Raw genomic sequence first — 24,455 nt, 5'->3', positions numbered from 1 at the left:
AAGCCTAGATCAGATGTGTTATTACTTATTTAACCGCAGCGACAACGAATTTGTCGTTCACTTTTTTCGTCGTGTAAGTTACACCGTCTTTGGTAGTGAATTTAACTTGATCCTTCGTATTCGACGCGTCAAACGTAATATCTTCTTTTTTCGTGGCAAGAAGGTTTGAAGTGAAGAACGATTGTTTATTTGTAACGATAGCATTATCTGCTTTTTTATCAGTTAGGTAATGCCCAGCTAGTTGTTCAGCCATAGCTGTATCGAAGTAGCTGGTAAGAAATTTCACGGCTTTTTCTTTGCCGTCTGCAGCTTTAGGGTTGAGGATAAACGCGCCATCACTGGATTTGGCTTCCGCAAAGAGGAAGTCCACTTTCTCCTGAGCGATTCTAGCAGCTATATAGCCTTTCATATTAACGGCATCTTGGCTTTCGGCAGTTGCTTGCGGAGCAGCCGTTGTGTTCGTTGTAGCTGCGGGGCTTGGCGAAGATTTCGGTTGATCGGAAGAGCAGGCTGCTCCTGTCAACATAACGGATAGTAAAATGAGTCCTGCTGCAGTTTTTTTTAATGTCATTGTCGTGCACCTCTTCATTTCAATATTCAGATCATACTAATTTTGTGAAATTATCCGAAATATATAATATTTTTTTAATCAGCAATATAGAAATATATAGGAAATTGTGAGTAATTGCAAATTTTTGCGACTGAAGTAGCGCCTGTTCTGCGCCGAGAGCTTCCCAGTTCGGTTTGGAGCAGCGAGCCTTCGCCGCAAATCCCTGCGCGATCACGGTATCGGCAGGTTAGACCAATGAGGTCCGAAAGAGGTTAATATTTTACCCGGAAAAGTAAATACATGAACTAGACGATAAACGCCTTATTCATTATAGTAGGTTTAAAGATAACTAACCCAAAAGAGGTGTTCACTTGAATAGTCGATTATTATTGGAAGCGCTGCAAGCTGCGGAGACGGACCATGCTTCCCTTTTTGAAGAAGTCAGAACGCGATCCGTGGATATACGCTCAGGTATGGACAATCTGCTGCTAGCCGTCCACCGAATAGAAGTCCGGCAGTTGGCTGACCAATTCCTCACGCAGCCCATCGAGGCGCTGCCCTTCAGCGCATTTCGATTATTTCAAGTAAATGGTTCGAGAAAAGAGTTCGAGAAGCACTACTTCGATCGTCGACGTCGGCTTGCGGCTTTTGCAATCGCTGCTTTAACAGAAGATGATGCAGTATTCATTCCTGCACTCGAGGACACCATCTGGGCCATATGCGATGAATACACATGGTGCTTGCCTGCACACCTGAACGTCCAAGATCCCGAAGCAGAAGATGAGGCGCCAAGGCATGTAGATTTGTTCGCATCAGAGACGGCCCATGCATTGAGTGAGATTTGCCATCTGTTCAAGGATCGACTCGATCCACTTATTGTTAAACGCGCACGTCACGAGGTTATGCAAAGAGTGCTGAATCCGTATATGCAGCTCAAGAGAATGTTTGGGTGGGAGACAGCAACGCACAACTGGTCGGCAGTATGCGCAGGAAGCATCGGAATGGCTGCTATTTATATGATCCAGGATTCGAGAATCCTGATGCCTGTCTTAAATCGCGTTTTTGAAGCGATGGAGTGCTTCCTTGAAAGGGTTCACTGAAGAGGGGCGTGTTTGGAAGGTCTCGGTTATTGGTACTACGGTTTCGGTTATTACGTTTATTTTGCAGAGCTGCTTAAGCAGCGTACTGGTGGTCAGGTCGATCTGCTTCTGGATGAAAAGAAAGCCAGGCACATTGCGGAGTTCCCGCAATTCTGTTTTCTACAGGAGAATCATGTGGCGAATTTCTCCGATTGCGGGCGTACGAGCGGTATTCAGACTGGCTTATTCAGCCGTCTATGCCAGAGGATTGAACAACTCCGCGTTCCGTCGCTGACCCATCGTGCAAGTTCAGTTGATCACTGCGGCCGTTTCGCAACGGCACTGCGTGATTTGGCTTGGACGGACTATGGGCTGCTGGAAAAAAGGGAAGGGCTGCCTCTTCACTCAGAGTTCCTTCAAGAAGCCGAATGGATGGTTAGCCGGTGTCAGGTGGGCGGTAAACTCATCAGTTTTGCAGCTAAAGGTGGACATAATGCGGAGCCGCATAATCATAATGATATCGGACATTTTGTCTGGGTAGTGGACGGCGTCAGGTGGCTGGAGGATCTTGGTGCCGGTCTATATACGAGACAATATTTTGGCGACGAGCGTTATTCGATTCTTTGCAACAGCTCAGCTGGGCATAGCGTTCCCATTATTAATGACTGCTTTCAAAGTGAAGGAGAGCAGTGTCGTTCGCAGGTAGTGGAAGTGGGTATTCAGGATGGAAGAGATCGATTCCTGTTGGATCTGCGGCAAGCTTATGACGTACCGCATCTGCACAAATTGGAGCGATTGTTCGATTTGGACAAGCAGCAGGGCAAATTAACGATAACTGACAGTTATGAATTCACGGAATCGCCTATAACGATTACAGAGCGTTTCATTACCCTTTATCCGCCTGAAGTTGGCAAGGTGGGGGAAATCATTTTAAGCGCGAGTGAAGGTCAGAAGCTTCGTCTAGTGTATGAAGCCCGCCAGTTGGATGCAGCGATTCAGACTTCTGAACACTTGGATCATTCAGGGAATGCCGAGACGGTGTATCTGATTGACCTGAAGAGTGTGGATACAGCCAGACAGCAGGTTATATCTGTGACGTTAGAGCCTGTCTATTAATACGGTATTCAAGTGTATGTAATGGTTATGTTATATATATTGACATAAAACTACATTTTTTATATAATCGAACCATCACAAAGACGTGATTACGTAGAAAATCTAACATTGTTTTTTCTATTCTAGTTGGCAACGAAGCCTATCCGTTACAGTTTCTGTAATGGGATAGGCTTTTTTATGTGTAAAAGGAGGAGTCACTTTGTTCAAACTAGTTCATTCATCATCGTATGAAAAGGTTCATGGGGATTTATTAAAAATGGCTACGGGTGATTTCAGTATGAGCTGTGCCCCTGTTGTTGGTGAGAAATCATTAATCAGTACGTTGAAAAAAACAATTCGCAGTTTGAAATCTCTCATCCGAATCGTCGATAAATCATCAAATGAGCTTTATCATAAGATGGAGGATACGAGCGTGAGGTCAACTCTGATTACTGTGCAGGTAGAAGAAATAACGGCTACAATGCGAGAAATGGCTGAAGGTATGCAGGATGCCTCTGAACATGCCCAGCTCATATCAGACCAAATCCATCCTATTCATACCTTTCTTGAGGGAGTTAGAGATAGCAACAGTGCCATCGTCCAATCATCGACTCAGTTTTTGGGAGAAGTGAGCTCTGGCAGAGTGGAAATGAGTGTAGCGATGGAACAAATGCAGTTAATCTCCAAGGATAGTACGCAAATCTATGTAAAAATGGATGAATTGAATAAAGCACTTGAGAAAATAGCAGACATGACCATTCTAATCGAACATATCTCTAAACAAACCCAATTGTTAGCGCTAAATGCGAATATCGAAGCAGCGCGTGCAGGAGAACAGGGAAAAGGATTTGCGGTCGTCGCTCAAGAGATTTCGAAGATGGCCATTCAGACGAAGCAGGAAACAGTTAACATACAGGAACTTATCCAAACGGTTACATCTAGTGCAGATGGATTGCGAGGTTCGATACACCAGATGCAGGACACGGTTGGTACAGGAGCGCATACCTTGCAAGGAGCGGTTAGTAAGTATGAAATGATGGAGACGTTCCTTGGTCAACTTTTAGGTGACATGCAGGAAGTAGATGGTCGCTTAGAAGGAGTTACCAGCAATACAATGTCTATTGCAAACTCGATTAATCAAACGTCAGCAATGATTCAACAAGTAACGGCTGGGAGCGAAGAAGTTTTGGCTGCTGCTGATGTTCAGCTTCAGAATATTGTGGGGATGAATGAAAGTATTCAAGAAGCAACACGGAGCAGCCTTTCTTTACGCTCGGTAGTTTCGCAATTTAAATTGCCTTCACTCCAGCAATCTCATGCCTTTCAGAAAGATTTGGACGTGTGGATGGAATGTGCGACCGGCATGCGAGCGATCATGGTTTCGTTGATTGAGGCCAGGGATCCAGAAAAAATAAACGATTGGTACCAGAAAAAAGTGGCACAAGAGGTAATTTTACAAACATGTATGAAAGGGCTAGAAAGTAAGTTAAAAGAGGTGAGTGATCGAAAATACTTCTCCTCGTTGCGCTCTGCCTGGGATGCTTTTGGCGTGATCAAGGATCAAAATGCAGCATGGATGCTGGAAGGAGAATATGATAAAGCGAAACAAGCGCTGGTTAGCCACGGGCGAGAGTGTTTTAAACAAGCGGTTGATGTAGCTGCGGAATGGATGGAGCAGGTCGGGGTATAGGATGATAAAATAGGAGAGAAAGTTGTACGATGTACAACAATTTCGATGATTTCTTCTCTCCAAGTTATTGATGTTGTATGTTGTACAACAATTTAGCCTCATTTCACTATTTGGAGCTACTTTTGAGTGAAAATGTTGTATTTACTGCAACAATCGCAGGGAAATTGCAAATTAGTTGCCTTATTGTTACACAGAATACATCATTGATTGTCTTGAGCCAACAAGAGACACATCCACTGGTGGATTGTGCCTCTGTTTCTTCGTATTAACCCTGCTTGCACCGCAGGCAACTGTTAGGATTCTCGCAGCCAAGCTTTGGCAAGCATCATGGCACCGCGCGCGGCTTCCGTGTCAGCCAAGGCATTCAGCATCACGAAGTCGTGGATGATGCTTTGGAAGCGCACGGACGTGACGGGCACGCCGGCTTCGCGAAGCTTGTTCGCGTAGGCTTCTCCTTCATCGCGCAGCACGTCGGCCTCGCCTGTGATGATCAGCGCGGGTGGGAGGCAGCTGAGCTGCTCGAGTGTAGCTCGCAGCGGAGATGCCGTCACCTCCGCTCGTTCACGGGGATCAGATGTGTATTGATCCCAGAACCACTGCATCGCATCACGACGTAGGAAGTATCCCGTTGCGAACTGCTCATAGGAATCCGTGTCGAAGGATGCATCGGTTACAGGGTAGAACAGCAGCTGCTTATGGATGGTCGGGCCCTTGCGTTCCTTGGCGACCAACGTAATGGCTGCGGCCATGTTGCCGCCAACGCTATCGCCTGCAATTGTGAGACGCTCAGCATCGAAGCCGTACTCTTTTGCATGGTCGGCTATCCATTGGAGGACAGCGTAGATCTCCTCGAGTGCTGTTGGATACTTGGCCTCAGGCGAAAGGCTATAGTTGGGGAATACGACGGCTGCCTGAGCACCAACGGCAAGCTCGCGGACCAAGCGATCATGCGTATGTGCATTTCCGAAAACCCACCCAGCACCGTGGATATACAGGATAACAGGGAGAGTCGGGGGTGAATTCTTTGGTCGCAGAATTCTCACGGATACTTCACCGCTCGGGCCACCTGCGATTGTAAGATCTTGCATGTCGACAGCTTCTTTATGGACGGGCTCGGATTGCACCTTGTGAACAGTCTCGCGCCCTTTTACCGGACCTAGATCGAAGAGAAAGGGCGGTTTTGCGGTATCTTCTGCGAATTTCTGCGCTGCGGCTTCAAGATGAATTTTATTTGGCATGTGTAGTTCCTCCTTTGACGTGTTCATCTATGGATTAACACCATCGATTGTTGTTTTTAGTGCCTACCACTATGTAAACGTTGATCCTAAGTTTGAATCTCTCCTTTGTCGAAAAGGCACTCAATAGGTTCCCAGATTGACATGGTTGTATCAACTCCTGAAGGTAACTGGCTTTCAACATTTGAACTAGTATACAGTAATAATTAAGTGGTATTATTAAAAGGAAATAAGTAGAAAAGGATGTGGATAAATTGGAAGCGCTATCTCTGAGTGCCCTTCAAGCAGGTAATACGTCACATAACTATGAAGTTATTCCCAACTGGGCAAAAGTGCCCGAAAATGTGACATTAGGTTACACACACGGAATTGAAGTTGATGAAGCGGGTCGCTTTTATTTGTTCCATACCGGAAAGCCTTCCGTTGTGGTATTTGACCGTAATGGGCAATATTTGAATGCCTGGGGCGAAGAATTCGAAGGAGGCGCGCACGGCTTTTATCTGCACAAAGAAGCAGGTGGCGAATTCCTTTATGTGACCGACACGGCCAAAGGGATTATGGTTAAAACAACATTAACCGGCGAACATCTGTTAACGATCGGCACGCCAGATCTGCCTGAGATTTATGATGATGAACGCAAATTTGTGCCTACGGATGTGGCTGTGGCGCCAAATGGCGATATTTATATTTCAGATGGGTATGGTCAAAGCTGGGTACATCAATATAATGCACTTGGTGACTATATTCGTTCATGGGGAGGGAAGGGCTCAGAAACGGGGCAATTCGCTTGTCCACATGGTATATCCGTTGACTTGAGACGCGGAGAACCAGAACTTTATGTTGCGGATCGAGGCAATCATAGGATCCAAGTGTTTACGCTCGATGGGCAATTCAAACGCACCTTTGACCATGATATGGATATGCCCTGCAGCTTCTATTTCTACAAAGATGAAATGTATTTTCCGGACTTATACAGCCGTGTAACGGTATTCGATAAACATGATAGATTAGTTGCTCATTTGGGTGAGGATCGTCAAGCTAAATCTCAAGCGGGATGGCCTAATCTAGATAAGGCTTATTATCGCGCTAACAAATTCAGTTCTCCGCATGGTATCTGTGTCGATTCGCGTGGAGATGTCTATGTGGCCGAGTGGATTTCGGATGGACGATTGACCAAGTTAGCTCGCAGGTAATTGATTGTTATCATCATCTTGTTACTTATCATTCAGTATACAAAGTCACTCTTCCAAGAGTGGCTTTTTTTCTTATGATCAACTAGTAACGCCGTTTTTTCTTGCTTTACCTTAAGATACGCTAACTTTTTCTGAGTAAACGATAAGCCTGTCATCCAACATGTGCGTTATAGTTAATTTGTCGATAAGAACATACATCTTGGAGGGATTACATTGAGTAAATTAACCAATGAGGAAGTCGAATTTTATAAGAAGAATGGGTACTTACTTTATGAAAAACAGCTGTATTCTGCAGAGAAGTTAGCTGAGTTGACGGATATATTTGAAGATCAACTAAAGCAAAAAGGAAGTAAACTGTCTGACGAGCTGGACACACCTCATTTCCGTGAAGAACGGCTGCTCAAATTCCTCCTGTCAGATGAAGTTCTGGATCTCGTGGAGCCTATTATCGGACCGAACATTGGTCTATGGTCCAGCCATTTTATTTGCAAAGACCCCTTTATTGGCAGGGCAACGCCATGGCATGAGGATTCGGCTTATTGGAATGGTCGGGTTAGTTCATTTGATAAAATCATTACGGTTTGGCTCGCCATTGACCATAGTTCGAAGGAAAATGGCTGTATGCAAGTTATTCCAGGCACACATACCAACGGTTTCTCTGAGTATGAAAGTGTAGATGGGTCCCAGAACCTGTTTAATACGCAAATTAAAAACATGGATACATCAACAGCGTGTTCACTTCGAATTGCAGAGAGGTCAATGCTCGCTGCATGACTCGCGCATCATTCACGGTGCAGATCCAAACAAAAGTGAAAACCGTCGTTGTGGATATACCATGCGTTATTTCTCAACCGAAACGCAAGTGTATCCAGAGAAAAATCCAAACTTTAAAGTTTGGTTGGCACGCGGTCAAGATCTAGCAGGGAATACGTATGCTAACGTATAAAAGACAGCTGTAATAGCCGATTTAAGGTGCATCTCGATATGCTATAATAATGGCACAATGGAGGCGGAGGGCAGATATGAAAAAACAACCGATTAGGTTAACGAATGACCAATTTATTGATCCCTCCTCCTCTTTTCAAATTTACTTTCAGCACATCAATAACGAGCACCACTCCTTGCACTGGCATGAATTTTATGAGCTTTGCTTTGTTCTCCGTGGACGAGGAGTGAACATCGTTAATGGAACTGAGCATCGACTTATAAGGGGAAGTCTCTTTCTACTCACACCAGCAGATTTTCATGAAATCTATTCATTTCCCGATGAGCCCATGGATATTTACAACCTTGTTTTCTCCGGAGATTTTCTTGGGGAAGAGATAAGAGAGCTGATGTTTCAACACTTCGCCGAATATATGGTTGATATCGATGTTAACTTTGACATGATAGAGTCCGAATTTCGCCTGATTAGCAGTGAGGCCTATAATTGGATGCCAGGTCAGCAAATGATGGTGAAAGGTGCGTTAGAGCGGATCCTTCTTAACCTTTTTCGAGCCTATAGTCAGCAACACCCACGTATCAATGAAAAGGATTTAGAAGCTCAGCATCGTTCGATTCAGAGAGCTCTTGTCTATATTCACCACCATTTTCGAGATCCACTACGATTAGAGGAAGCAGCCAAACAAGCGGCATTAGCACCTAATTATTTCAGTCATGCATTTCGTAAAATGACAGGAATCCCATTCCAGATTTATTTACAGGGACTGCGTTTGAACTTTGCTAAATCGTTGTTAATGGCATCGGATATACCTGTCACAGAAATTTGCTATGCCTCTGGATTCAACACGCTAACTCACTTCGAACGAGCCTTCAAACTAAAGTTCGGGAGCTCGCCGAGAACGTTTCAGAAGTAAGTCTGTGGGTAAAGTCCCTGTTTTGTAACCATACAAAACAGGGACTTTTTATGCGCTCATGCCTTCTTTTGGAAGGATAGCAATGATGGTATTTTTCTTTGGAAAAAATAGGTTTACAAACTATGTATATGGGCTTATAGTGAAGTCAAGGTTTTTCCCTTGGTAAACTCTTTGTCCCATTGGAAACAAAAAAATTTTTACCTAAAAAGTTTCCCTAATACAAAAGTATTGTAAACAAGCAATATAAAATAGGAGGGCATGACGATGTTCCGTAAACCGATTGATAAGGTATCAAGACGTAATCTTTTGAAAATGGGAACTGCAGGGGCTTTTGCTGTCATTGGCAGTGCTTTACTAAATCCATCATCTTTATTTGGTAAATCATCCTTAGCTGCGGATAAGCATGGCGTTCATAATGCTATGAAAGAACAATTGCATGATGGTATGAAGCATGGTTATGTTCCGAGTACAGAAGTGACTGAAGGTTTTAAAGCAGCACAGAAAGCACTCACAGCATTTGATTATGGAAAGGTAAGTAAGCTTCCTGATGGAAGAACGTTACGGGAATACGAAATTTCATCCTATGAAACGAATGTTGAGATCGCGAAAGGGATCAAGTTTCCCGGTTGGACATTCAATGGCACGATACCAGGACCCACTATTCGTTGTACAGAAGGGGATGTCCTTCGAGTGAAGTTTACCAATGCAACGAGTCATCCGCATTCGATCCATTTTCATGGTATGCATCCTACCAACATGGATGGACTGGAAGCAATAACTGCAGGTGGTACTTTTGCATACGAGTTTGAAGCTAAGCCTGCTGGTATGCATGTCTACCATTGTCATGTTGCTCCTCTCGCCAGACATATTCATAAAGGACTCTACGGTAACTTCATTATTGATCCGAAGAAGCCAAGAGCTGCTGCCAAAGAATTCAATATGCTTATGAACGGCTATGATCTTGATTTGGATGGGGAAAATGAAGTCTATACGGTGAATGGATACGCATTTGCCTATCAACAAGAACCAATTAAGGTTAAGGTTGGGGAACTAGTACGAATTTATTTAAGCAATCTTACTGAATTTGATTTCATTAATTCTTTTCACCTTCATGCGAACTTTTTTAACTATTATGCAACCGGCGCGGATCCTGAAGCGCGTCCCCAATTTACAGATACCATTATGCAATGTCAGGGAGAACGAGGCATTCTAGAAATTGTATTCCCATCTCCTGGGCGATACATGTTTCATGCCCATCAAAGTGAATTTGCTGAGCTCGGATGGATGGGCTTCTTCATAGCGGAATAAGAAAGGAGGAGAGCGTACGATGAATATCAATGTTCAAACCGAAAATAAGGTTCCAACAAACAAATTTAAAGCTATCTTGTGGGGAATTCTCCCCCTAATTTTACTTATTGCGATTATCACTACCATTGCAAAAGTGGGAACAGGAATAGAAAATGAGCCGGCTGCTCCTATTGAAGTTCTTAATGTCGAGAAAATAACGCTAAATGATGAAGGAATCCAGCTTAAGGTGCTTAATTCAGGACCGGAGGAAATAACGATAGCACAAGTCGTTGTGGATGGAGCCTTTTGGAATGCGGATTTCTCTCCAAGTGATACCTTACAAAGATTTGAACAGGGAACTGTAAAAATCCCTTACCCATGGGTCCAAGGAGAGCGAAGTTGCGGCCGCAGCTGCGACACCTGAACCAAATGGTAAACTATTTTGGCAATATGCATTAATAGGTTTCTACGTAGGAGTTATTCCTGTTGGGTTAGGACTCTTATGGTATCCATTTTTACGTAGATTTTCAGTTAAAGGCATGCATGCTATTCTTGCATTGACGGTAGGGCTTTTGTTTTTCTTAGTTATCGATACCTTTGAAGAAGGGTTTGAAATGGCTTCTGAAGCACCAGGTGTATTTCAAGGTACAGGCTTGGTTTGGTTTGGCGCACTGCTCAGTTGTCTCTTCTTAATAGCGGTGGATCAGTCGAATGATCGCAAGCTAAGCAGCAGTTCTTTGGAGGGAAGAAGGGTATCGGGCAAAATCGCTACAGGTATTGGACTTCATAATTTTGGCGAAGGGCTTGCCATTGGATCCGCTTTTGCTGTCGGAGAAGCAGCCTTGGGAACTTTCTTGATTATCGGTTTTACCCTGCACAATATCACAGAGGGCGTTGGGATCGCAGCACCATTACTCAAAGATCGTCCCAACTGGAAGACCTTTGTCTCGTTAGCGTTAATCGCCGGTGGACCTGCCATTATTGGGACTTGGGTAGGCGGATTTATTTTTAATGATACATTAGCCGCGTTATTCTTCGGTATAGGTGCAGGCGCTATACTGCAAGTCATCTATGTCATTTCCAAAATGATTCTTAAAGAGTCCGAGAAAAGAAATCTTTCTCCTGTTTCTTGGCTGAATTTTGGAGGGCTAACCGCAGGAATTCTTATTATGTATGTGACAGCTCTCATGGTAAAATTTTAATTCAGAAACCATATATGGGGTAGGTGAACAGCATGCTATCAGGCATTGGCGTATCAGGGATTGTCATCATCTTTGCAGTTGCGTTACTTTTATTCGGTCCTTCGAAGCTTCCGCAGTTAGGCCGCGCATTCGGCACAACGATTAAGGAGTTTAGACAAGGAACGAAAGGATTGTTAGAAGAAGATACCAAAGAGAAGCGGAAAGTAGAATGAATAGAAGACCAATCCATAATTTTGCGGATTGGTCTTTTTCATCTTATTTATCCTTCTGAATGAAAACTTGCACAATATATGCTGTCGAGTCTGCATAACTGTTTAATGATTTACAAATAATACCTTTGTTTACCTGATAATCTGATAGCATGACCTATGCAATGGAAGTGAAATTCTGTAAATACCCCTAGAGTAAGTATTCTATTGGATTTTCTCCAATGAAATTGAAGGTACCTTGGCGTATATCGAATTTATTTCAGAGAAAGTGCATAACACATGCTGATAAGGAGGGCATTATAGCAATGAAAATACGAGTTCGAAGCAAACAGGGGATCACTCTGTTGGTCGTACTATTGGAACTACTTGCTTCCACAGGATGCGCGAAGAATGAATCGATCAAAGTCGGCATCGAGAAAAACTCGCGGCCCTTCTCGTATACAGAAGGAGAAGAGAAGAAAGGCTTCGAAGTGGAATTATGGCAGGCCATTGCTAAGAAGGCGAAAATAGAATATGAATGGGTAGCCATGGAATACGGTGAATTGAACAAAAGTGTAAAATCTGGCGATGTGGATCTGGCAATCGCCGGAATGACCATCAAGAATGCCCGCAAGAACAATTTAGACTATTCAAGTCCTTATTTTCAATCGGGAGAAGCGATACTCACCGCAACAGATAATGAGGTGATTAAAGGCAAAGATGACTTGGCCCAGAAAGTAGTGGCAACAAGGAACGGATCGACTGCTTATCATTTTGCGAGTGAAATTAAAGGGATCAAAATAAGGAGCTATGCGAATATCTCGGATGCTTACGATGATTTGAAAAATAAAACGGTTGATGCCGTTGTTTTTGAAGAGCACAGTATTCAAGATTATTTGCAAAACTCAACAGAAGGAAAAGCTAAAAAGGTAGGAGAAGCTTTCAACAAAGATAGCTACGCTATCGTTGCTAAAAAGCGGAACATGTACATGGGAAGGATCAATAAGGCTATTGAAGCAGTCTCCAAAGATGGGACTTATGAAGCTCTCTACACGAAGTATTTCGGAAGTAAACCAGAGAAACTGCTGAAAAATCTCAAAGACGAGATGGAAAATGATATCGAACATGAATCATAAGTAAAAAAGTCGACTAGCTTATAGTCGACTTCTTTGCCTTACTAATCATTCAGTCACTTCGGCTGCTCTTGGTACCCACAGAATCATAAAAACAAGTGAAAATAGAACAAATATCGGTGGAGCATATTGGATTAATAAGTTTTCCATAGGTTTAATCACCCTTCTTTTTAAATTTACCTTGTACATAATCAGCATCAAAAAGAAATAGACGCATAAGCAGAAACAGAGATGGGATTAGAATAACAAGCCCTGCAATAAAGGCGATGACTAGCGCAGTTCCCATTGCTTGATTCGTAAAATTTTCGTGAATGGAGATGTATGGAAATAAAATATACGGTAAATGGGCTTTACCATAACCAAAGAAAGCAAAAGCAAATTGCAAAAGCACCAATATGAACGCTAGACCTAGCTTGATTTGTTTCCATAGGAAGTAGACGGCAACTAAAAAGCAGAGAAATGATGCTCCGAACATCCATCCAAGGTTAAGCATGTTGCGGAAATGTTCTGGGTTTTGCTGGTTTATGGCGAAAAAGACAAGCAGACTTGCAAGAATAGTGGGTCCGCTCCAGAAAAGAGCATAGCCTCGTAAAATTCTAAAAGCGGGAAAGTCTTTTGCTCTATAGGCATAGTAGGAAAGGAACATGGACGAGATATAAAGGACGCTCACTAGCGACAGCAAGATGACCGACCACGTATAAGGACTCCTAAGTAACTTACTCCAATCTAGCAAAATCATGCCGTTCTGTTCAACGATGATTCCCCCTTCAGAAATGGTAAGCACCGTAGAAAGGGTTGCAGGGATGAGCAAGCCAGTTGCTCCATAGAGCAGCATGTACCATTTGTTATCCTTGGAACCATAGTTGCTGAAAGCGTAGTAGGCTCCTCTTATGGCTAGCAATATGATCGCCACACTGCCTGGTACAAGTAACGCGGTCCCATAATAACGTGCTGTTTCTGGGAAGAATCCAATCATACCGATGTAGAAGAAAACTAAGAATACATTGGTAACTTCCCAGACAGGAGATAAATATCTTTCAATGATCTTATGAATGATATGCTGTTTCATCGTAATAACTGAATAATAACTGAAGAAACCCGCACCAAAGTCTATGGACGCTACAATTAAATATCCGTATAAAAAGATCCACAAAACAGTTATGCCAACAAGTTCTAGACTCATTCTTTGGTCCTCCCCCCGAAAATACCAAGTGCAATCAGTTCATCTGCAACATCGTTTTTTCTGAAAAGTTTGGATAATACTTTTACTGCGGTCATTGCTAAAACGATATAAAGTAAACAGAACAGCAGTAACATCGTATCCACGTCTTGTGAAGTTGTAGCGGCGTCTGCTACCTTCATATATCCGCGTAGAATCCATGGTTGGCGGCCAACCTCCGCGTAAAACCATCCACATTGGATGCCTAGCATGGAAAGAGGACCACACCCAACAATAATCGCTAGAAGCCATCTCGGATAAGGTTTACGGGATTTTTTGCGTGCGTACCACATATGACAAATGCCAACGACAATCACAAACATCCCTATAGCAACCATGGCGTCAAAGAAATAATGCACGTACAATGGAGGACGGAGATCTTTCGGAATATCATTCAGTCCTTTTACTTCGGTTTCGGGAGTTCCGCCTGCCAAAATACTTAATGCATACGGAATTTTCAACGCATATTTAACCTCATTATTTTCAGTCAAAATACCACCAAGAACGAGCGGGGCATTCGTTGATGTTTCGAAATGCCACTCGGCTGCGGCAAGTTTTTCGGGCTGAGTATGAGCTAGGAATTTTGCTGATAGATCACCGATCATTGCCGTGGTTATGGCGAAAACGAGCCCAGCAGTAACAGTCAGCTTTAAAGCTTTCTTGGCATATAAAGTGTCCCCTTTTTTCCTTAGAAGGGAGTAGGCCGCTATAGCAGCCAAGATGAATGCGCTGGTCATATAGGCTGAGGAAAGTACATGTGCCACTTTAGTTGGCATTGATGGATTAAACATAGCTAGAATCGGCTGGACATTTGTAATCAAGCCATCTTTTAGAGTAAAGCCTTGCGGCGTATTCATGAATGCATTTACAGTCGTAATAAAAAATGCTGAAGCAGAGGACCCGATGACAACAGGCACGAGTAGTAACAGATGATGTTTAGGTTTTAATCGTTCCCATGTATATAAATAAATGCCTAAGAAGATAGCCTCGATGAAAAAGGCAAAAGTTTCTAGAAATAACGGAAGCGCAATAGCTTGCCCAGCAATCTCCATGAATTTTGGCCACAACAAGCTGAGTTGAAGCCCGATAGCAGTACCAGTAACCACCCCAATAGCAACGGTGATAATGAATCCCCGAGCCCATCTTCGTGCCAGCAATGCATAATAGGGATCTTTACGTTTAATGCTGGCTAACTCAGCCAACATGATCATGACCGGAACGCCAACACCGATGGTAGCGAAAATGATATGAAATGCCAGTGTGGTCTCAGTGAGTAGGCGGCTATAAAATACAGAATCGTAGGTAGGCATAGGGACACATCTCCTTTGTAGCTTTCATAGGTTCAAAAAAACTTGCGGATAAAAGAGAGTAACATGACAAAAGCAACAATGAACATCAGGTACATCAATCGTTTTTCATGTTTTCGAGATTGGTTCAAGTGGTATCACCTTCTGTTTTCCATTTGATTTGCTATATATTTCTATCTTACTCCAATGTATGTGATTTTTTTCACATAATATGTGAATACGGTTTGAACAAAGTATTACAACTTTATTAACGTTATGAATAAATGATTGTAATCTGTTACCCACATCAGTAAAGAATACAATATTTGTACGATTATACATGCCTAAAATGCGATCATCCATGGCTCAACGAATTGATTTCACCTACACTTAAGTCATAAGTCATTACGCAGAGGAGTGTATGTGAATTGTTGGTGAAGGTAGGAAGTCGCGAGTTGGAGCTGGGTGGTCCTTATTTGACGGAGCTGAGGAGCTCAAACGAGATTGTTCATGATGTGGTGTCGCTGCGCGAGCGGATGGAGGAAGACGGATATCTACTCATCCGCGGATTCCATGACCGAACGAAGGTTCTTCATGCACACACGAGTATTTTAGAAAAAATGGAAAAGATGGGGAAGCTTGATCGCGATACCCTGTTGGAAGAAGGCAGAATGGCCGATGGCAGCAAGAGCATCTTCATGGGGGGCGAATGAGGACCTGCCGGCTTTGCTTAATGTTTTAAACGGGGATCATATCATGCACTTTTTTGATGAACTCCTTGGGGAACCCTCGCTTACGTATCATTACAAATGGCTCCGGGCGGTAGGCAAGGGTGATTTTACTGGAGCCCATTATGATATTGTTTATATGGGAAGAGGTACAGAGAAAGTCTATACGGTTTGGTCGCCACTAGGGGATGTATCTTATGAAATGGGCGGACTTGCAATTTGCCTTGGATCTCATCGTTTCGAAGACTTGAAACAGTCTTACGGGACGAAGGATTCAGATCGTGACGGTATTGGACATTATACCGATGATCCGCTGGTTATTACGGAAAAATTCAGCGGGAAATGGGCTACAACAACGTTTGAAGCAGGAGATGTTCTCATCTTCGGCATGTATTTGCTTCATTGTTCGCTAGAAAACACAACGAACCAATATCGGATCAGCGTAGATGCGAGATATCAATCGGTCAATGAGAAGGTTGATGAGAGATGGAGCGGTAAAAAGCCGCGAGGTCACGATCAATGAAGTGATCATAATGCTTATTGTCGGCGAAAAACGCTAGGCGGCATGCCATAGTGCTTCTTAAAGAGCTTTGAGAAGTGAAACTCATCATAGAAATGCAGAGCTGCTGCTATTTCCTTGACTGGTAAGTTAGTCGTTTCAAGCGAAACTTTGGCCGACTCTAACTTTAGTTTAAGCATATAGCTGGTTGGAGAATGTCCGGTCATGGAACGAAAACGAGCGAAGAAGTAGGTGCGTGACAAACCGCTCTTTTGCACAAGCTCATCAATTTGCATAGGTTTGTTTAAGTTTTTGTGCATATAGTAGAGGATTCTGTCCATCTCGGTATGGTTAGGCGCAGCAAAAAACGACTGTTCCCTTGCGAAAAGGAGCAGCACTTCCTGCAGCAGGATGTTGGCTGAATAAGCGTAACCAGTGGGTTGTGCGATCAGGGTTTCAATGATTTTTTCGCTTAATTGAAGGGCTTCGGCCAACTTCGCCGTAGATAAAATTTCTCCAACAGGAAGATGGAGGAAGTGCGCCATGTCCAAGCTGCTGAAGTCAATAAAGTAAAATTTCCAATTGTTATTCTGGCAGTTGTATGTACAAGGAATGGCATCTTGTACGAGGAAAAAGGAGCCGGGGTACAAGTCAAATCGGTCATCGGCTAGGGAGATGACACCATTTCCTTCATAAGTAATAAAAAGCCCGGGTGTAACAAATCCCGCACTTTTAGTTACTTGATAGGTGTCGTTGGCTTGAACTTTCCAAATGGAAATAAACTTGCAAAGGGGAACGGCTGACTTTTCTCCTAAGCTATAGGGAATATCCATGTAGGACACTACAATTCACCTGCCTGAAGTTTACATTTTGTATGGATATACATCTATGATAAATGAATTCATTTTAAACCTGTGGTGTTCATTTTGGGTAGTTAAATAGGTGGCTTTTTGATGTATATGTGTATAATGGAGGTATGATAATTACAAAGGTGGACGACATAGATGATTAAATGCACAAATTGTTCGAAAGTAACAGATATTCAAATGCATCGCTGCGTCCATTGTGGAAAGATCCTGACGTACACCGTTGCAGAGAAATTCGATATCCTTGCAGAATCTGTTGAATATGCCTTGAAGATGGAGCTAGAAGCAAGAAGAAAGATGAAGCATTAGATCATAGGCAAATAAATTGAAAACTCTGTTCCTACGTCTTTCTCACTGTTGATTCGTACTTTCCTTTGAAGATTGCGAATGATCTGAAAGCTCACCATCATACCTAATCCAGTTCCACTTTCTTTAAGTGAATAGAATGGTGATCCCAGTTTATCAATCTGCTCCTTTGTCATACCGATTCCTTGATCCTTCACGCTAATCTTAATAAAACCGTCGTTGTTTGGGGAGCGGGTCAACCCAATAGTGCCGTCAGCCGTTCCGCTTCTGATTGCAGCTGCTGATTCTTTCTGATCATTTCCGTTATCTCTAATGAAGAACTTTTGGAAAAATACGATAACCGGCTTGCTGAATAAAAGGGTCAGAATTGTATGATAAAATCCTAAATCTAACCATTCTAAGTAATTCGATCATTTCTTTTTAGTTCCTTTTATTTATGTTCAAATCCGTGAGCTGTTGATCCAATCATCAGCGGGTATTTTTGGTCTTGAAAATTGAATAACAAAAAGGGGATTATTGTTCTTTGGAGAACTACTTTGGGTAGATATTAACGAAGCATTAGAGTTACCAATGCAACCATGGTTTAAACGTAGGTTCCCCTTATTTTTTGAGCAAGGAACTTTTGAAAGAAAATTTAATTAAACAATGGTAGGATTGCTAATCATCTATGGAATGATATACTTAGTATATTAACAATACAGCGGTAGGGTGATTCAGATGGAAGAACATTTATATGAACAGCTTTATAGGCATATTATTAATGAGATTAAAGAGGGAAGATTGAAGGCAGGAGATCGCGTATCTTCCGAGAAAGAACTGGCCGAACAGTTTGGTGTCAGCCGTATCACTTCCAAAAAAGCGCTGGAGAAGTTGGCCGAAGCAGGGGTCATCAAACGGATTCAGGGAAAAGGTTCGTTTGTAGCGAGTGGTGTTACTGGTGGATTAGAACAAAAGCGTCATTCGGAGGAAAGAACGGGTATGGTACCCGCTGAAAAAGAAAGACCTTTGATCGGGTTCATTATTCCGAATTTTTCCGACGAATACGGCCTGCAACTGCTTCGATCGATAGAAAAACAGAGTGCTGAGCACAAGTATGATCTGATCATCAAGCGAACTTGGGGGAGCAAGGAAGAAGAAGAACGCGCTATCCAATTGCTTGTCAGTCTAGGCATCAAGGGCTTAATCGTGACTCCCATTCATGGCGAACATTATAATGCTGAGCTGCTTCGTCTCGTATTGGACAAGTTTCCCATTGTATTAGTCGACAGATACTTGAAAGGAATTCCGGTTTGCTCGGTTTACACGGACAACAAGAAAGCCGCCCAGGATCTTACGCTTCATCTGATCGGGAGAGGCCACGATAAAATCGCCTATTTGTCTCCCCCGGAGGAAAACACATCAACTTTGGAGGAAAGGATATTGGGGTATACCTTGGCCTTTACACAAGAGGGATTGAAGCTAAATCAGGACTATTGTTTGACGAATTTAAAGGGTACCCTCCCTATGAACCTTAACGGAACCGCAATCGATAGTGACAAAAAGACGATTAAGAGCTTTTTGGAACAATATCCTGAAGTCAAGGCATTTGTCGCCTCGGAATTTCTGGTCGCAACCATGCTGGCTCAGGTTATCGATTCGTTGGGCAAATCGTTGGATGAATATGACATCGTTTGTTTTGACTCACTCAACGATTATCTTGGGAAGCCGATATTTACTCACATTCAACAAGACGAGAAACGGATGGGCGAAGGAGCGGTGGACTTGCTCGTCTCGCAGTTAATCGGAGAAGCCGTCCCCGAACAGAGAATTATCGAACATCGAATGGTCGTGAAAAAATAGCCGGTAACGGTGACTGAACAGCGATTGAAAAACATGGGTTACACCATGTTTTTTTTGTTTTGTTTTGTTTGGGTACGCCAGCCTAGTAAGGACAGTATCTTAGCGGTGAAAGTCTGATATATGGAAATTTGTTACACTCATGTCGTGAAATTGAAGTTGACATGGTATGTTTTTTGATATTAATATACTTAGTATATAGAAGCATACTATTCTATTGAAATGAGGTGGATTTGCTCGATGCATACATAAGATCGAATCAAGGAGCATCACCTGCGTCTTTCCCACAATATGATTCACACTATGTCATAGTCAACAAGAATGTAAACGCATACATTAATGGGAGTCAAGTTGAAATAAAAAAATCTATCTTAAGGGGGATTTACACATGAGAAAATCCACAAAACTCGCATTTCCAACACTGGTATCTTTTCTCACTATTTCAGTACTTGCAACTGCGTGTTCATCGACTACTCCAACTACGGGAGGCACTAATTCAACAACTCCATCAAGCACCGCAGCCTCGAACGAGAAAGGCGGACAAGGTAATGTAACTGTCACTATGTGGCACGGTCTTACCTCGATCGATTTGGAAAATATGAATAAAGTCGTGAAAGCATTTGAAGCGAAAAATCCCACGGTCAAAATCAAATTGGTGTATACAGAATCCAATGAGGGCGCCGATCAGAAGCTGCTTACTGCGGTCGCAGGTGGCAACCCTCCAGATATTGCCTATTTCGACCGATTTAAGGTCGGCTCTTGGGCAGCGCAAGGTTCATTGACTGACCTATCTACGATGGCTGCTGGAGCTGGAATAAATAAGAACTCGTATTATCCATTTGCATGGGATGAGTCCAATTATAAAGGCAAGTTATATGCCATTCCGTTAGGTACGGACTCACGTTTGCTGTTTTACAATAAGGATCATTTCAAAGAAGTTGGGCTCGACCCCAATAATCCTCCCAAATCGCTTGCCGAACTCGAAGCGGCTTCTGAAAAGTTGACCATCAAGGATGGCAAACGTTTCAAACGAATCGGTTTTATTCCATGGTATTCACAAGGCTGGCTATACAGCTGGGGATGGTCATTTGGGGGAGACTTCCAAGATAAATCAACTGGCAAAATCACTGCGAATGATCCTAAAGTCGTAGATGCGCTTCAGTGGATGACCGATTTTGGTAAAAAATACAATGTCGAGGACATTGCAGGATTCACAAGCGCAGCCGGTACGGATGAAATGGATCCATTCATTTCCGGTCAAATCAGTATGAAGATAAGTGGAAACTGGACGGTAGCTGGTATCAAAAAATTTAAGCCGAACCTGAATTACGGTGTTACACCGATACCGACACCTACTGGATCAAACTTTACGACGTGGTCGGGCGGCATGTCCCTTATTATCCCTAAAGGTTCCAAGAACATTGAACCCGCTTGGAAGTTCCTTGAATTCTTAGGTAAAGAAGAGGGGCAATATTTGCTGAATGCCCAGTCTGGCATGTCGGTTATTGATTCGGTTAACGCCAAGTTCGGGTACAAGGACGATCCAATTATGAAAGAATTCGTCAATATTCTTCCTAAATCACACAACCGTCCGGTCATTCCTGAAGGACAGCTGTTATGGAATGAATTAGCTTCTGCAACGGAAAAGGCCACTCGTAGTAATGGCACTCCGAAAGAAAATCTGGATAAAGTAACAGAAACCGTAAACAAAGCGCTGGAAAAATATAATAAATAAGATGCTAAGTAGGCAGGGAGAGCTCTCGCTCCTTGCCTATTGGCCTATAATATTCGGAAGGAGAATGTACATGGCGAAACTAGCCGAATCGGTTCATTTAAAAGCTTCTCCAGTAGCAAGAAAACAAAGATCATTTCGCCGAACTAACGTGATTGGGTGGCTCTTTGCTTCACCTTGGGCTTTAGGGCTCATTTGCTTTTATGCAATTCCAATGTTCGCATCAATTTACTTTAGCTTCACCACTTACAGCATCCTGCAGCCTGGAGAATTTGTCGGTCTGAATAATTATAAGGATCTTTTTAATGATCCTTTGTTTTGGAAATCCATATACAACACAATCTATTTTGCTGTATTTTTTGTTCCTATAAGTATATTTTTCGGTGTGGCACTCGCCATGATGTTAAATTTGAAGGTCAAAGGTATGGCTATATACAGAACGATCTTCTTCTTACCGACTCTTGTGCCACAGGTGGCTTTGGCTGTTCTGTGGATGTGGTTGTTACATCCAAACTTCGGTTTGGTGAATGGGATGTTAGCAAGCATCGGTATCGATGGCCCCCCTTGGCTGGGTGGTGAAGCTTGGTCCAAGCCCTCGCTCATCCTTATGTCGCTTTGGGGTATTGGTCATGCTGTCGTCATCTATCTTGCTGGATTAGGAGACATCCCCGATGAATACTACGAAGCAGCGGAAATCGATGGGGCCAATTGGTTTCAGAAAACGAAAACAGTAACGCTGCCTTTGCTAACTCCTGTTATTTTCTATAATCTGGTTATGGGAACGATCGGTGCGTTCCAACAGTTCACGCTTCCTTACACAATGACCAAAGGACAAGGTACCCCTGCAAATTCCATGACATTTTACGTCATGTATTTATACGAGAACGGATTCAGATATTTCAAAATGGGCTATGCTTCCGCCATGGCATGGATTTTGTTTGTTATCGTTATGGCATTAACTGCATTGATTTTCATTTCGTCTAAACGATGGGTTCATTATCAAGGGAAATAAAGGAGGCCATATAGGAATGAATCCTCTAGCTGTAAAAAAAATTAACCGAGCTTTAGCTCATTTATGCCTAATTATTGCTTCATTCTTTTTCATTATTCCGTTTATTTGGCTGGTCTCAACTTCTCTAAAACCGCTCACACAAATCTTTACATTTCCCCCTGAGTGGATCCCACATCCTTTTCAGTGGAGTAACTATTCCCGTGCGGTAGAGTATATCCCTTTCTGGACATATTTGAAAAATACGGCGATGATTACAATCATTAGTACGATCGGTGTGATCATATCCTGTCCCTTGGTTGCATACAGTTTTGCCAAGTTGGAATGGCGCGGTCGCGGTGTGTTGTTCTTCGTCACCCTCGCAGTTATGATGATTCCCGGACAAGTGACTATGATCCCCCTCTTCCTTTTGTTTTCTAAATTGGGTTGGGTGGGAACATCTCTCCCGCTCATTATTCCCCAATTTTTTGGAGTACCGTTTTACATTTTCTTATTAAGGCAGTTTTTTCTTGGACTGCCGGATGCCCTTCGCGAAGCGGCCCGCATAGACGGCGCAAGTGAGTTTCGTATTTATCTACAGATCATGTTTCCGTTAGCCAAGTCCGCCGTTTTAGCTGTGGCACTGTTTCAATTTATGGGAAGCTGGACCGATTTCATTGGTCCTCTGCTTTATTTAACTAATGAGCCTTCCTATACGGTCTCACTCGGATTGCAGCAATTCCAAAGTCAAAAAGGTTCCGAGTGGGGCCTGTTAATGGCCGTATCCACCTTGATGACATTACCAGTTATTGTATTGTTCTTTTTTCTCCAGAAAACGTTTATTAACGGAATTACCTTTAGTGGTATAAAAGGATAAAGATACCTTATAACATGTATTAGTGAATCCTGCTGAGATTTTTTTCAATTACAGTCTGCCGAGAGTGGAGGAGCATGCTTTGATGCTGCTCCTCTTTTTCATATTTTAAAGTAACATGCAGTAATCTTTATGAAAAGATCTTAAAATCTTTAATGAATTCGGTATAATTCTCTTAAATGTATCCTAACTGCAGCATTTATTCAGGCACATACAGCTTAATCACATCGGCTTTAACTTTAACGAAAGGAGCCGTTAAAATACCATCAACGACATTAGTGCTCAATAGGCATAGTAAATCGACATGTTCCCAAAAGCAAAAAGTAAAAATGACTGCCAGGAGACAGCCAAAAGGAGAGTATGTAATGACATACTCTCCTTGGAGGCGCTAACGGTAAATGTTGTACAGCGAGCAACAATTTCTCGGATTTCTGCTCGCCATGCTGGAGATGTTGTATTTCTTACAACAAAGTAGCCTTTTTTCATTCGAAATGGCCAATTTAGGTTGGAACTATTGTATTAAATACAACATTGGCGAGGATAACGCTACATAGACTCAATAAAGTTGTACAAAGTACAACTTTACAAGTTTTCAAGATATCAGGTTAGGATGTTACCTTTTGTAATTTAGCAGGATTATTAATTTTGTAAGGTACTGGATGTTTCGAGAGCTTCTTCGCTACAATTTTGCATTCGAACGAGAGCTTGTCCCCGATTTCTAGCTCCAATTTCTTAAGCGTGGCACTGTGGCTGGACCAGGCTTCACCGATCTCCATTTCGGGTTCTATCATGGAAACAGCTTCGTAGATAATGACTTCATCTTCAGTATCAGAGAAGTTGTTCGGTACAGTTGTAAATTCCTTTACTGTAGCGATCATTTTCACCTTTTCTTCGGGAAGTTGAAGCTTAGGAGCTTTTTCCTTTTTGGCCTTCTCTTTTTTTGGCTCTTTAGAGACCTTTTTAACTTCAAGCTCTTCAGTACTAGCGTCTACGTTAGCTTCCACATTAGCTTCTACGTTAGCTGGAGCATCTACTTGCAAAGTCTCAAGCTCCAGGGCTTCCGCCTCAGTGGAGTCAGCGGTTCCTGCACCTCTCTGGCTGTAATTGGCAGCTTGCATTTCCTTCAGGTAGGAGGGGTGAATGCAGTGCAGCTGCTTGTTGTCGAATTCAATGACAGCCGTCATTTTATCCACAAAACCAACAATGCCGCAGGGCAGATTCATACCATTCCCCTTGTAGAAGAATGCCTTTGTTTTCGCTGCTTTCTCTGAAAGCAAGCCCCATTCTTTACACTGTTCGAGCTGCTCGGTCTCGTCTTCGAAAGTATTATACGAAGTGGGCTGGATGGTAAACGCATGGACCATGTTATATCCGCCTTTCTATTATTTCGTTTTGGAAGTATGTATCACTAGTTATTCTAAGCGGTAATCATCGGTTTTCTCGCCGTCTTCCCAAATCTCTACGAAAAGGGCCTCGCAGTTTTCAAAGTCAGTCGGCTTCAGAGAAAGTGCTTTCTCCTCATCTGCGCCTACATAAACATTTTCCATTCCTTCACCATCGAAGGAGAGGATAACATATATTTTCATATGCCATTGTGCCTCCAGTAATTTGAT

At 42.8% G+C, this 24,455-nt stretch carries 26 protein-coding genes and 2 pseudogenes; 19 read left to right on the top strand and 9 right to left on the bottom strand.

What is annotated here, in order from left to right; all coding sequences use genetic code 11:
• Positions 1 to 25: 25 nt before the first annotated feature.
• Positions 26 to 571, bottom strand: a complete 546-nt coding sequence (locus QFZ80_RS21025; protein WP_307560821.1) for a hypothetical protein — start codon at positions 569 to 571, stop codon at positions 26 to 28.
• A gap of 350 nt (positions 572 to 921) precedes the next feature.
• Here QFZ80_RS21025 and QFZ80_RS21020 point away from each other — a divergent pair, with 350 nt between their 5' ends.
• The 3 genes from QFZ80_RS21020 to QFZ80_RS21010 all read left to right on the top strand — a co-directional run bounded on the left by QFZ80_RS21020 (position 922) and on the right by QFZ80_RS21010 (position 4,414).
• Entirely contained in the window at positions 922 to 1,650 is a 729-nt protein-coding gene (locus QFZ80_RS21020; protein WP_307560819.1) for a hypothetical protein, read from the top strand.
• A 12-nt stretch (positions 1,651 to 1,662) separates the two neighbouring features.
• Positions 1,663 to 2,745 carry a heparinase II/III family protein gene (locus tag QFZ80_RS21015; RefSeq protein ID WP_307560817.1) on the top strand — a complete coding sequence of 361 codons (1,083 nt, stop codon included), beginning with the start codon at positions 1,663 to 1,665 and terminating at the stop codon, positions 2,743 to 2,745.
• A gap of 199 nt (positions 2,746 to 2,944) precedes the next feature.
• Positions 2,945 to 4,414 (top strand): methyl-accepting chemotaxis protein, encoded by a 1,470-nt coding sequence (locus QFZ80_RS21010; protein WP_307560815.1) that lies wholly within the window; start codon positions 2,945 to 2,947, stop codon positions 4,412 to 4,414.
• A gap of 293 nt (positions 4,415 to 4,707) precedes the next feature.
• Here QFZ80_RS21010 and QFZ80_RS21005 read toward each other — a convergent pair whose 3' ends face one another.
• Positions 4,708 to 5,652, bottom strand: a complete 945-nt coding sequence (locus tag QFZ80_RS21005; protein ID WP_307560813.1) for an alpha/beta hydrolase — start codon at positions 5,650 to 5,652, stop codon at positions 4,708 to 4,710.
• A 251-nt stretch (positions 5,653 to 5,903) separates the two neighbouring features.
• Between QFZ80_RS21005 and QFZ80_RS21000 the strand changes: the two genes are divergently transcribed.
• From QFZ80_RS21000 to QFZ80_RS20965, 8 genes and pseudogenes are all read left to right on the top strand, one after another.
• Complete coding sequence (locus tag QFZ80_RS21000; protein ID WP_307554494.1) at positions 5,904 to 6,842, top strand: 6-bladed beta-propeller; 939 nt, start codon at positions 5,904 to 5,906, stop codon at positions 6,840 to 6,842.
• Between the two features lie 213 nt (positions 6,843 to 7,055).
• Positions 7,056 to 7,788: pseudogene (locus QFZ80_RS20995) on the top strand (phytanoyl-CoA dioxygenase family protein).
• Between the two features lie 76 nt (positions 7,789 to 7,864).
• Positions 7,865 to 8,698 (top strand): AraC family transcriptional regulator, encoded by an 834-nt coding sequence (locus tag QFZ80_RS20990; protein WP_307554497.1) that lies wholly within the window; start codon positions 7,865 to 7,867, stop codon positions 8,696 to 8,698.
• A 264-nt stretch (positions 8,699 to 8,962) separates the two neighbouring features.
• On the top strand, positions 8,963 to 10,006 hold the full coding sequence (locus tag QFZ80_RS20985; protein ID WP_307560809.1) for a multicopper oxidase domain-containing protein: 1,044 nt from the start codon (positions 8,963 to 8,965) through the stop codon (positions 10,004 to 10,006).
• 19 nt (positions 10,007 to 10,025) lie between these two features.
• Entirely contained in the window at positions 10,026 to 10,409 is a 384-nt protein-coding gene (locus tag QFZ80_RS20980) for a hypothetical protein (protein WP_307560807.1), read from the top strand.
• Positions 10,410 to 10,599: 190 nt separating this feature from the next.
• Positions 10,600 to 11,187, top strand: coding sequence for a ZIP family metal transporter (locus QFZ80_RS20975; protein WP_307560805.1), 588 nt, complete (start codon positions 10,600 to 10,602; stop codon positions 11,185 to 11,187).
• A 32-nt stretch (positions 11,188 to 11,219) separates the two neighbouring features.
• Entirely contained in the window at positions 11,220 to 11,399 is a 180-nt protein-coding gene (locus tag QFZ80_RS20970; protein ID WP_307554504.1) for a twin-arginine translocase TatA/TatE family subunit, read from the top strand.
• A 302-nt stretch (positions 11,400 to 11,701) separates the two neighbouring features.
• Positions 11,702 to 12,511 (top strand): transporter substrate-binding domain-containing protein, encoded by an 810-nt coding sequence (locus QFZ80_RS20965; RefSeq protein ID WP_307560803.1) that lies wholly within the window; start codon positions 11,702 to 11,704, stop codon positions 12,509 to 12,511.
• A gap of 45 nt (positions 12,512 to 12,556) precedes the next feature.
• Here QFZ80_RS20965 and QFZ80_RS39340 read toward each other — a convergent pair whose 3' ends face one another.
• From QFZ80_RS39340 to QFZ80_RS20955, 3 genes are read right to left on the bottom strand one after another with little or no spacing between them, the layout of a single operon-like run.
• Complete coding sequence (locus tag QFZ80_RS39340) at positions 12,557 to 12,658, bottom strand: cytochrome bd oxidase small subunit CydS (RefSeq protein WP_483874727.1); 102 nt, start codon at positions 12,656 to 12,658, stop codon at positions 12,557 to 12,559.
• A gap of 4 nt (positions 12,659 to 12,662) precedes the next feature.
• Complete coding sequence (locus QFZ80_RS20960; RefSeq protein ID WP_307554508.1) at positions 12,663 to 13,691, bottom strand: cytochrome d ubiquinol oxidase subunit II; 1,029 nt, start codon at positions 13,689 to 13,691, stop codon at positions 12,663 to 12,665.
• Positions 13,688 to 15,037 (bottom strand): cytochrome ubiquinol oxidase subunit I, encoded by a 1,350-nt coding sequence (locus tag QFZ80_RS20955; RefSeq protein ID WP_307554510.1) that lies wholly within the window; start codon positions 15,035 to 15,037, stop codon positions 13,688 to 13,690. The genes QFZ80_RS20960 and QFZ80_RS20955 overlap by 4 nt, the downstream gene beginning before the upstream one ends.
• A gap of 404 nt (positions 15,038 to 15,441) precedes the next feature.
• Between QFZ80_RS20955 and QFZ80_RS20950 the strand changes: the two genes are divergently transcribed.
• Both QFZ80_RS20950 and QFZ80_RS20945 read left to right on the top strand, forming a co-directional pair.
• The gene (locus QFZ80_RS20950) at positions 15,442 to 15,726 is read left to right on the top strand and encodes a hypothetical protein (RefSeq protein ID WP_307560801.1); all 285 of its coding nucleotides are present in this window, start codon (positions 15,442 to 15,444) and stop codon (positions 15,724 to 15,726) included.
• Entirely contained in the window at positions 15,692 to 16,264 is a 573-nt protein-coding gene (locus QFZ80_RS20945; RefSeq protein WP_307560799.1) for a phytanoyl-CoA dioxygenase family protein, read from the top strand. The genes QFZ80_RS20950 and QFZ80_RS20945 overlap by 35 nt, the downstream gene beginning before the upstream one ends.
• A 14-nt stretch (positions 16,265 to 16,278) precedes the next feature.
• On the opposite strand, the gene QFZ80_RS20940 is transcribed toward QFZ80_RS20945, so the two are convergent.
• Positions 16,279 to 17,073: a helix-turn-helix domain-containing protein gene (locus tag QFZ80_RS20940; RefSeq protein WP_307564178.1), complete on the bottom strand. Its 795-nt coding sequence runs from the start codon at positions 17,071 to 17,073 to the stop codon at positions 16,279 to 16,281.
• A gap of 171 nt (positions 17,074 to 17,244) precedes the next feature.
• Here QFZ80_RS20940 and QFZ80_RS20935 point away from each other — a divergent pair, with 171 nt between their 5' ends.
• On the top strand, positions 17,245 to 17,415 hold the full coding sequence (locus tag QFZ80_RS20935) for a hypothetical protein (protein ID WP_307554512.1): 171 nt from the start codon (positions 17,245 to 17,247) through the stop codon (positions 17,413 to 17,415).
• Here the strand turns inward: QFZ80_RS20935 and QFZ80_RS20930 are convergent.
• Complete coding sequence (locus tag QFZ80_RS20930; protein ID WP_307564176.1) at positions 17,412 to 17,684, bottom strand: ATP-binding protein; 273 nt, start codon at positions 17,682 to 17,684, stop codon at positions 17,412 to 17,414. The two genes, QFZ80_RS20935 and QFZ80_RS20930, sit on opposite strands and share 4 nt — an antisense overlap.
• Before the next feature lie 253 nt (positions 17,685 to 17,937).
• Here QFZ80_RS20930 and QFZ80_RS20925 point away from each other — a divergent pair.
• The 5 genes and pseudogenes from QFZ80_RS20925 to QFZ80_RS20905 all read left to right on the top strand — a co-directional run.
• A pseudogene (locus QFZ80_RS20925) lies at positions 17,938 to 18,054 on the top strand (DNA mismatch repair protein MutT); the annotation flags it as partial.
• Between the two features lie 75 nt (positions 18,055 to 18,129).
• Positions 18,130 to 19,251, top strand: coding sequence for a GntR family transcriptional regulator (locus QFZ80_RS20920; RefSeq protein ID WP_307560797.1), 1,122 nt, complete (start codon positions 18,130 to 18,132; stop codon positions 19,249 to 19,251).
• A 385-nt stretch (positions 19,252 to 19,636) separates the two neighbouring features.
• Positions 19,637 to 20,983, top strand: coding sequence for an ABC transporter substrate-binding protein (locus QFZ80_RS20915; RefSeq protein ID WP_307554518.1), 1,347 nt, complete (start codon positions 19,637 to 19,639; stop codon positions 20,981 to 20,983).
• 70 nt (positions 20,984 to 21,053) lie between these two features.
• On the top strand, positions 21,054 to 21,992 hold the full coding sequence (locus QFZ80_RS20910) for a carbohydrate ABC transporter permease (RefSeq protein WP_307554520.1): 939 nt from the start codon (positions 21,054 to 21,056) through the stop codon (positions 21,990 to 21,992).
• Positions 21,993 to 22,008: 16 nt separating this feature from the next.
• A complete protein-coding gene (locus tag QFZ80_RS20905; protein WP_307560795.1) occupies positions 22,009 to 22,845 on the top strand; it encodes a carbohydrate ABC transporter permease in 837 nt (278 codons plus the stop codon).
• A 602-nt stretch (positions 22,846 to 23,447) separates the two neighbouring features.
• Here QFZ80_RS20905 and QFZ80_RS20900 read toward each other — a convergent pair.
• Positions 23,448 to 24,206, bottom strand: coding sequence for a hypothetical protein (locus QFZ80_RS20900; protein WP_307560793.1), 759 nt, complete (start codon positions 24,204 to 24,206; stop codon positions 23,448 to 23,450).
• A gap of 48 nt (positions 24,207 to 24,254) precedes the next feature.
• A complete protein-coding gene (locus QFZ80_RS20895) occupies positions 24,255 to 24,428 on the bottom strand; it encodes a hypothetical protein (protein ID WP_164826796.1) in 174 nt (57 codons plus the stop codon).
• Positions 24,429 to 24,455: the final 27 nt, after the last annotated feature.

The organism is Paenibacillus sp. V4I7 (assembly GCF_030817275.1).
Classification (GTDB): domain Bacteria; phylum Bacillota; class Bacilli; order Paenibacillales; family NBRC-103111; genus Paenibacillus_E.
This window is presented reverse-complemented; position numbering and strand designations above follow the sequence as displayed.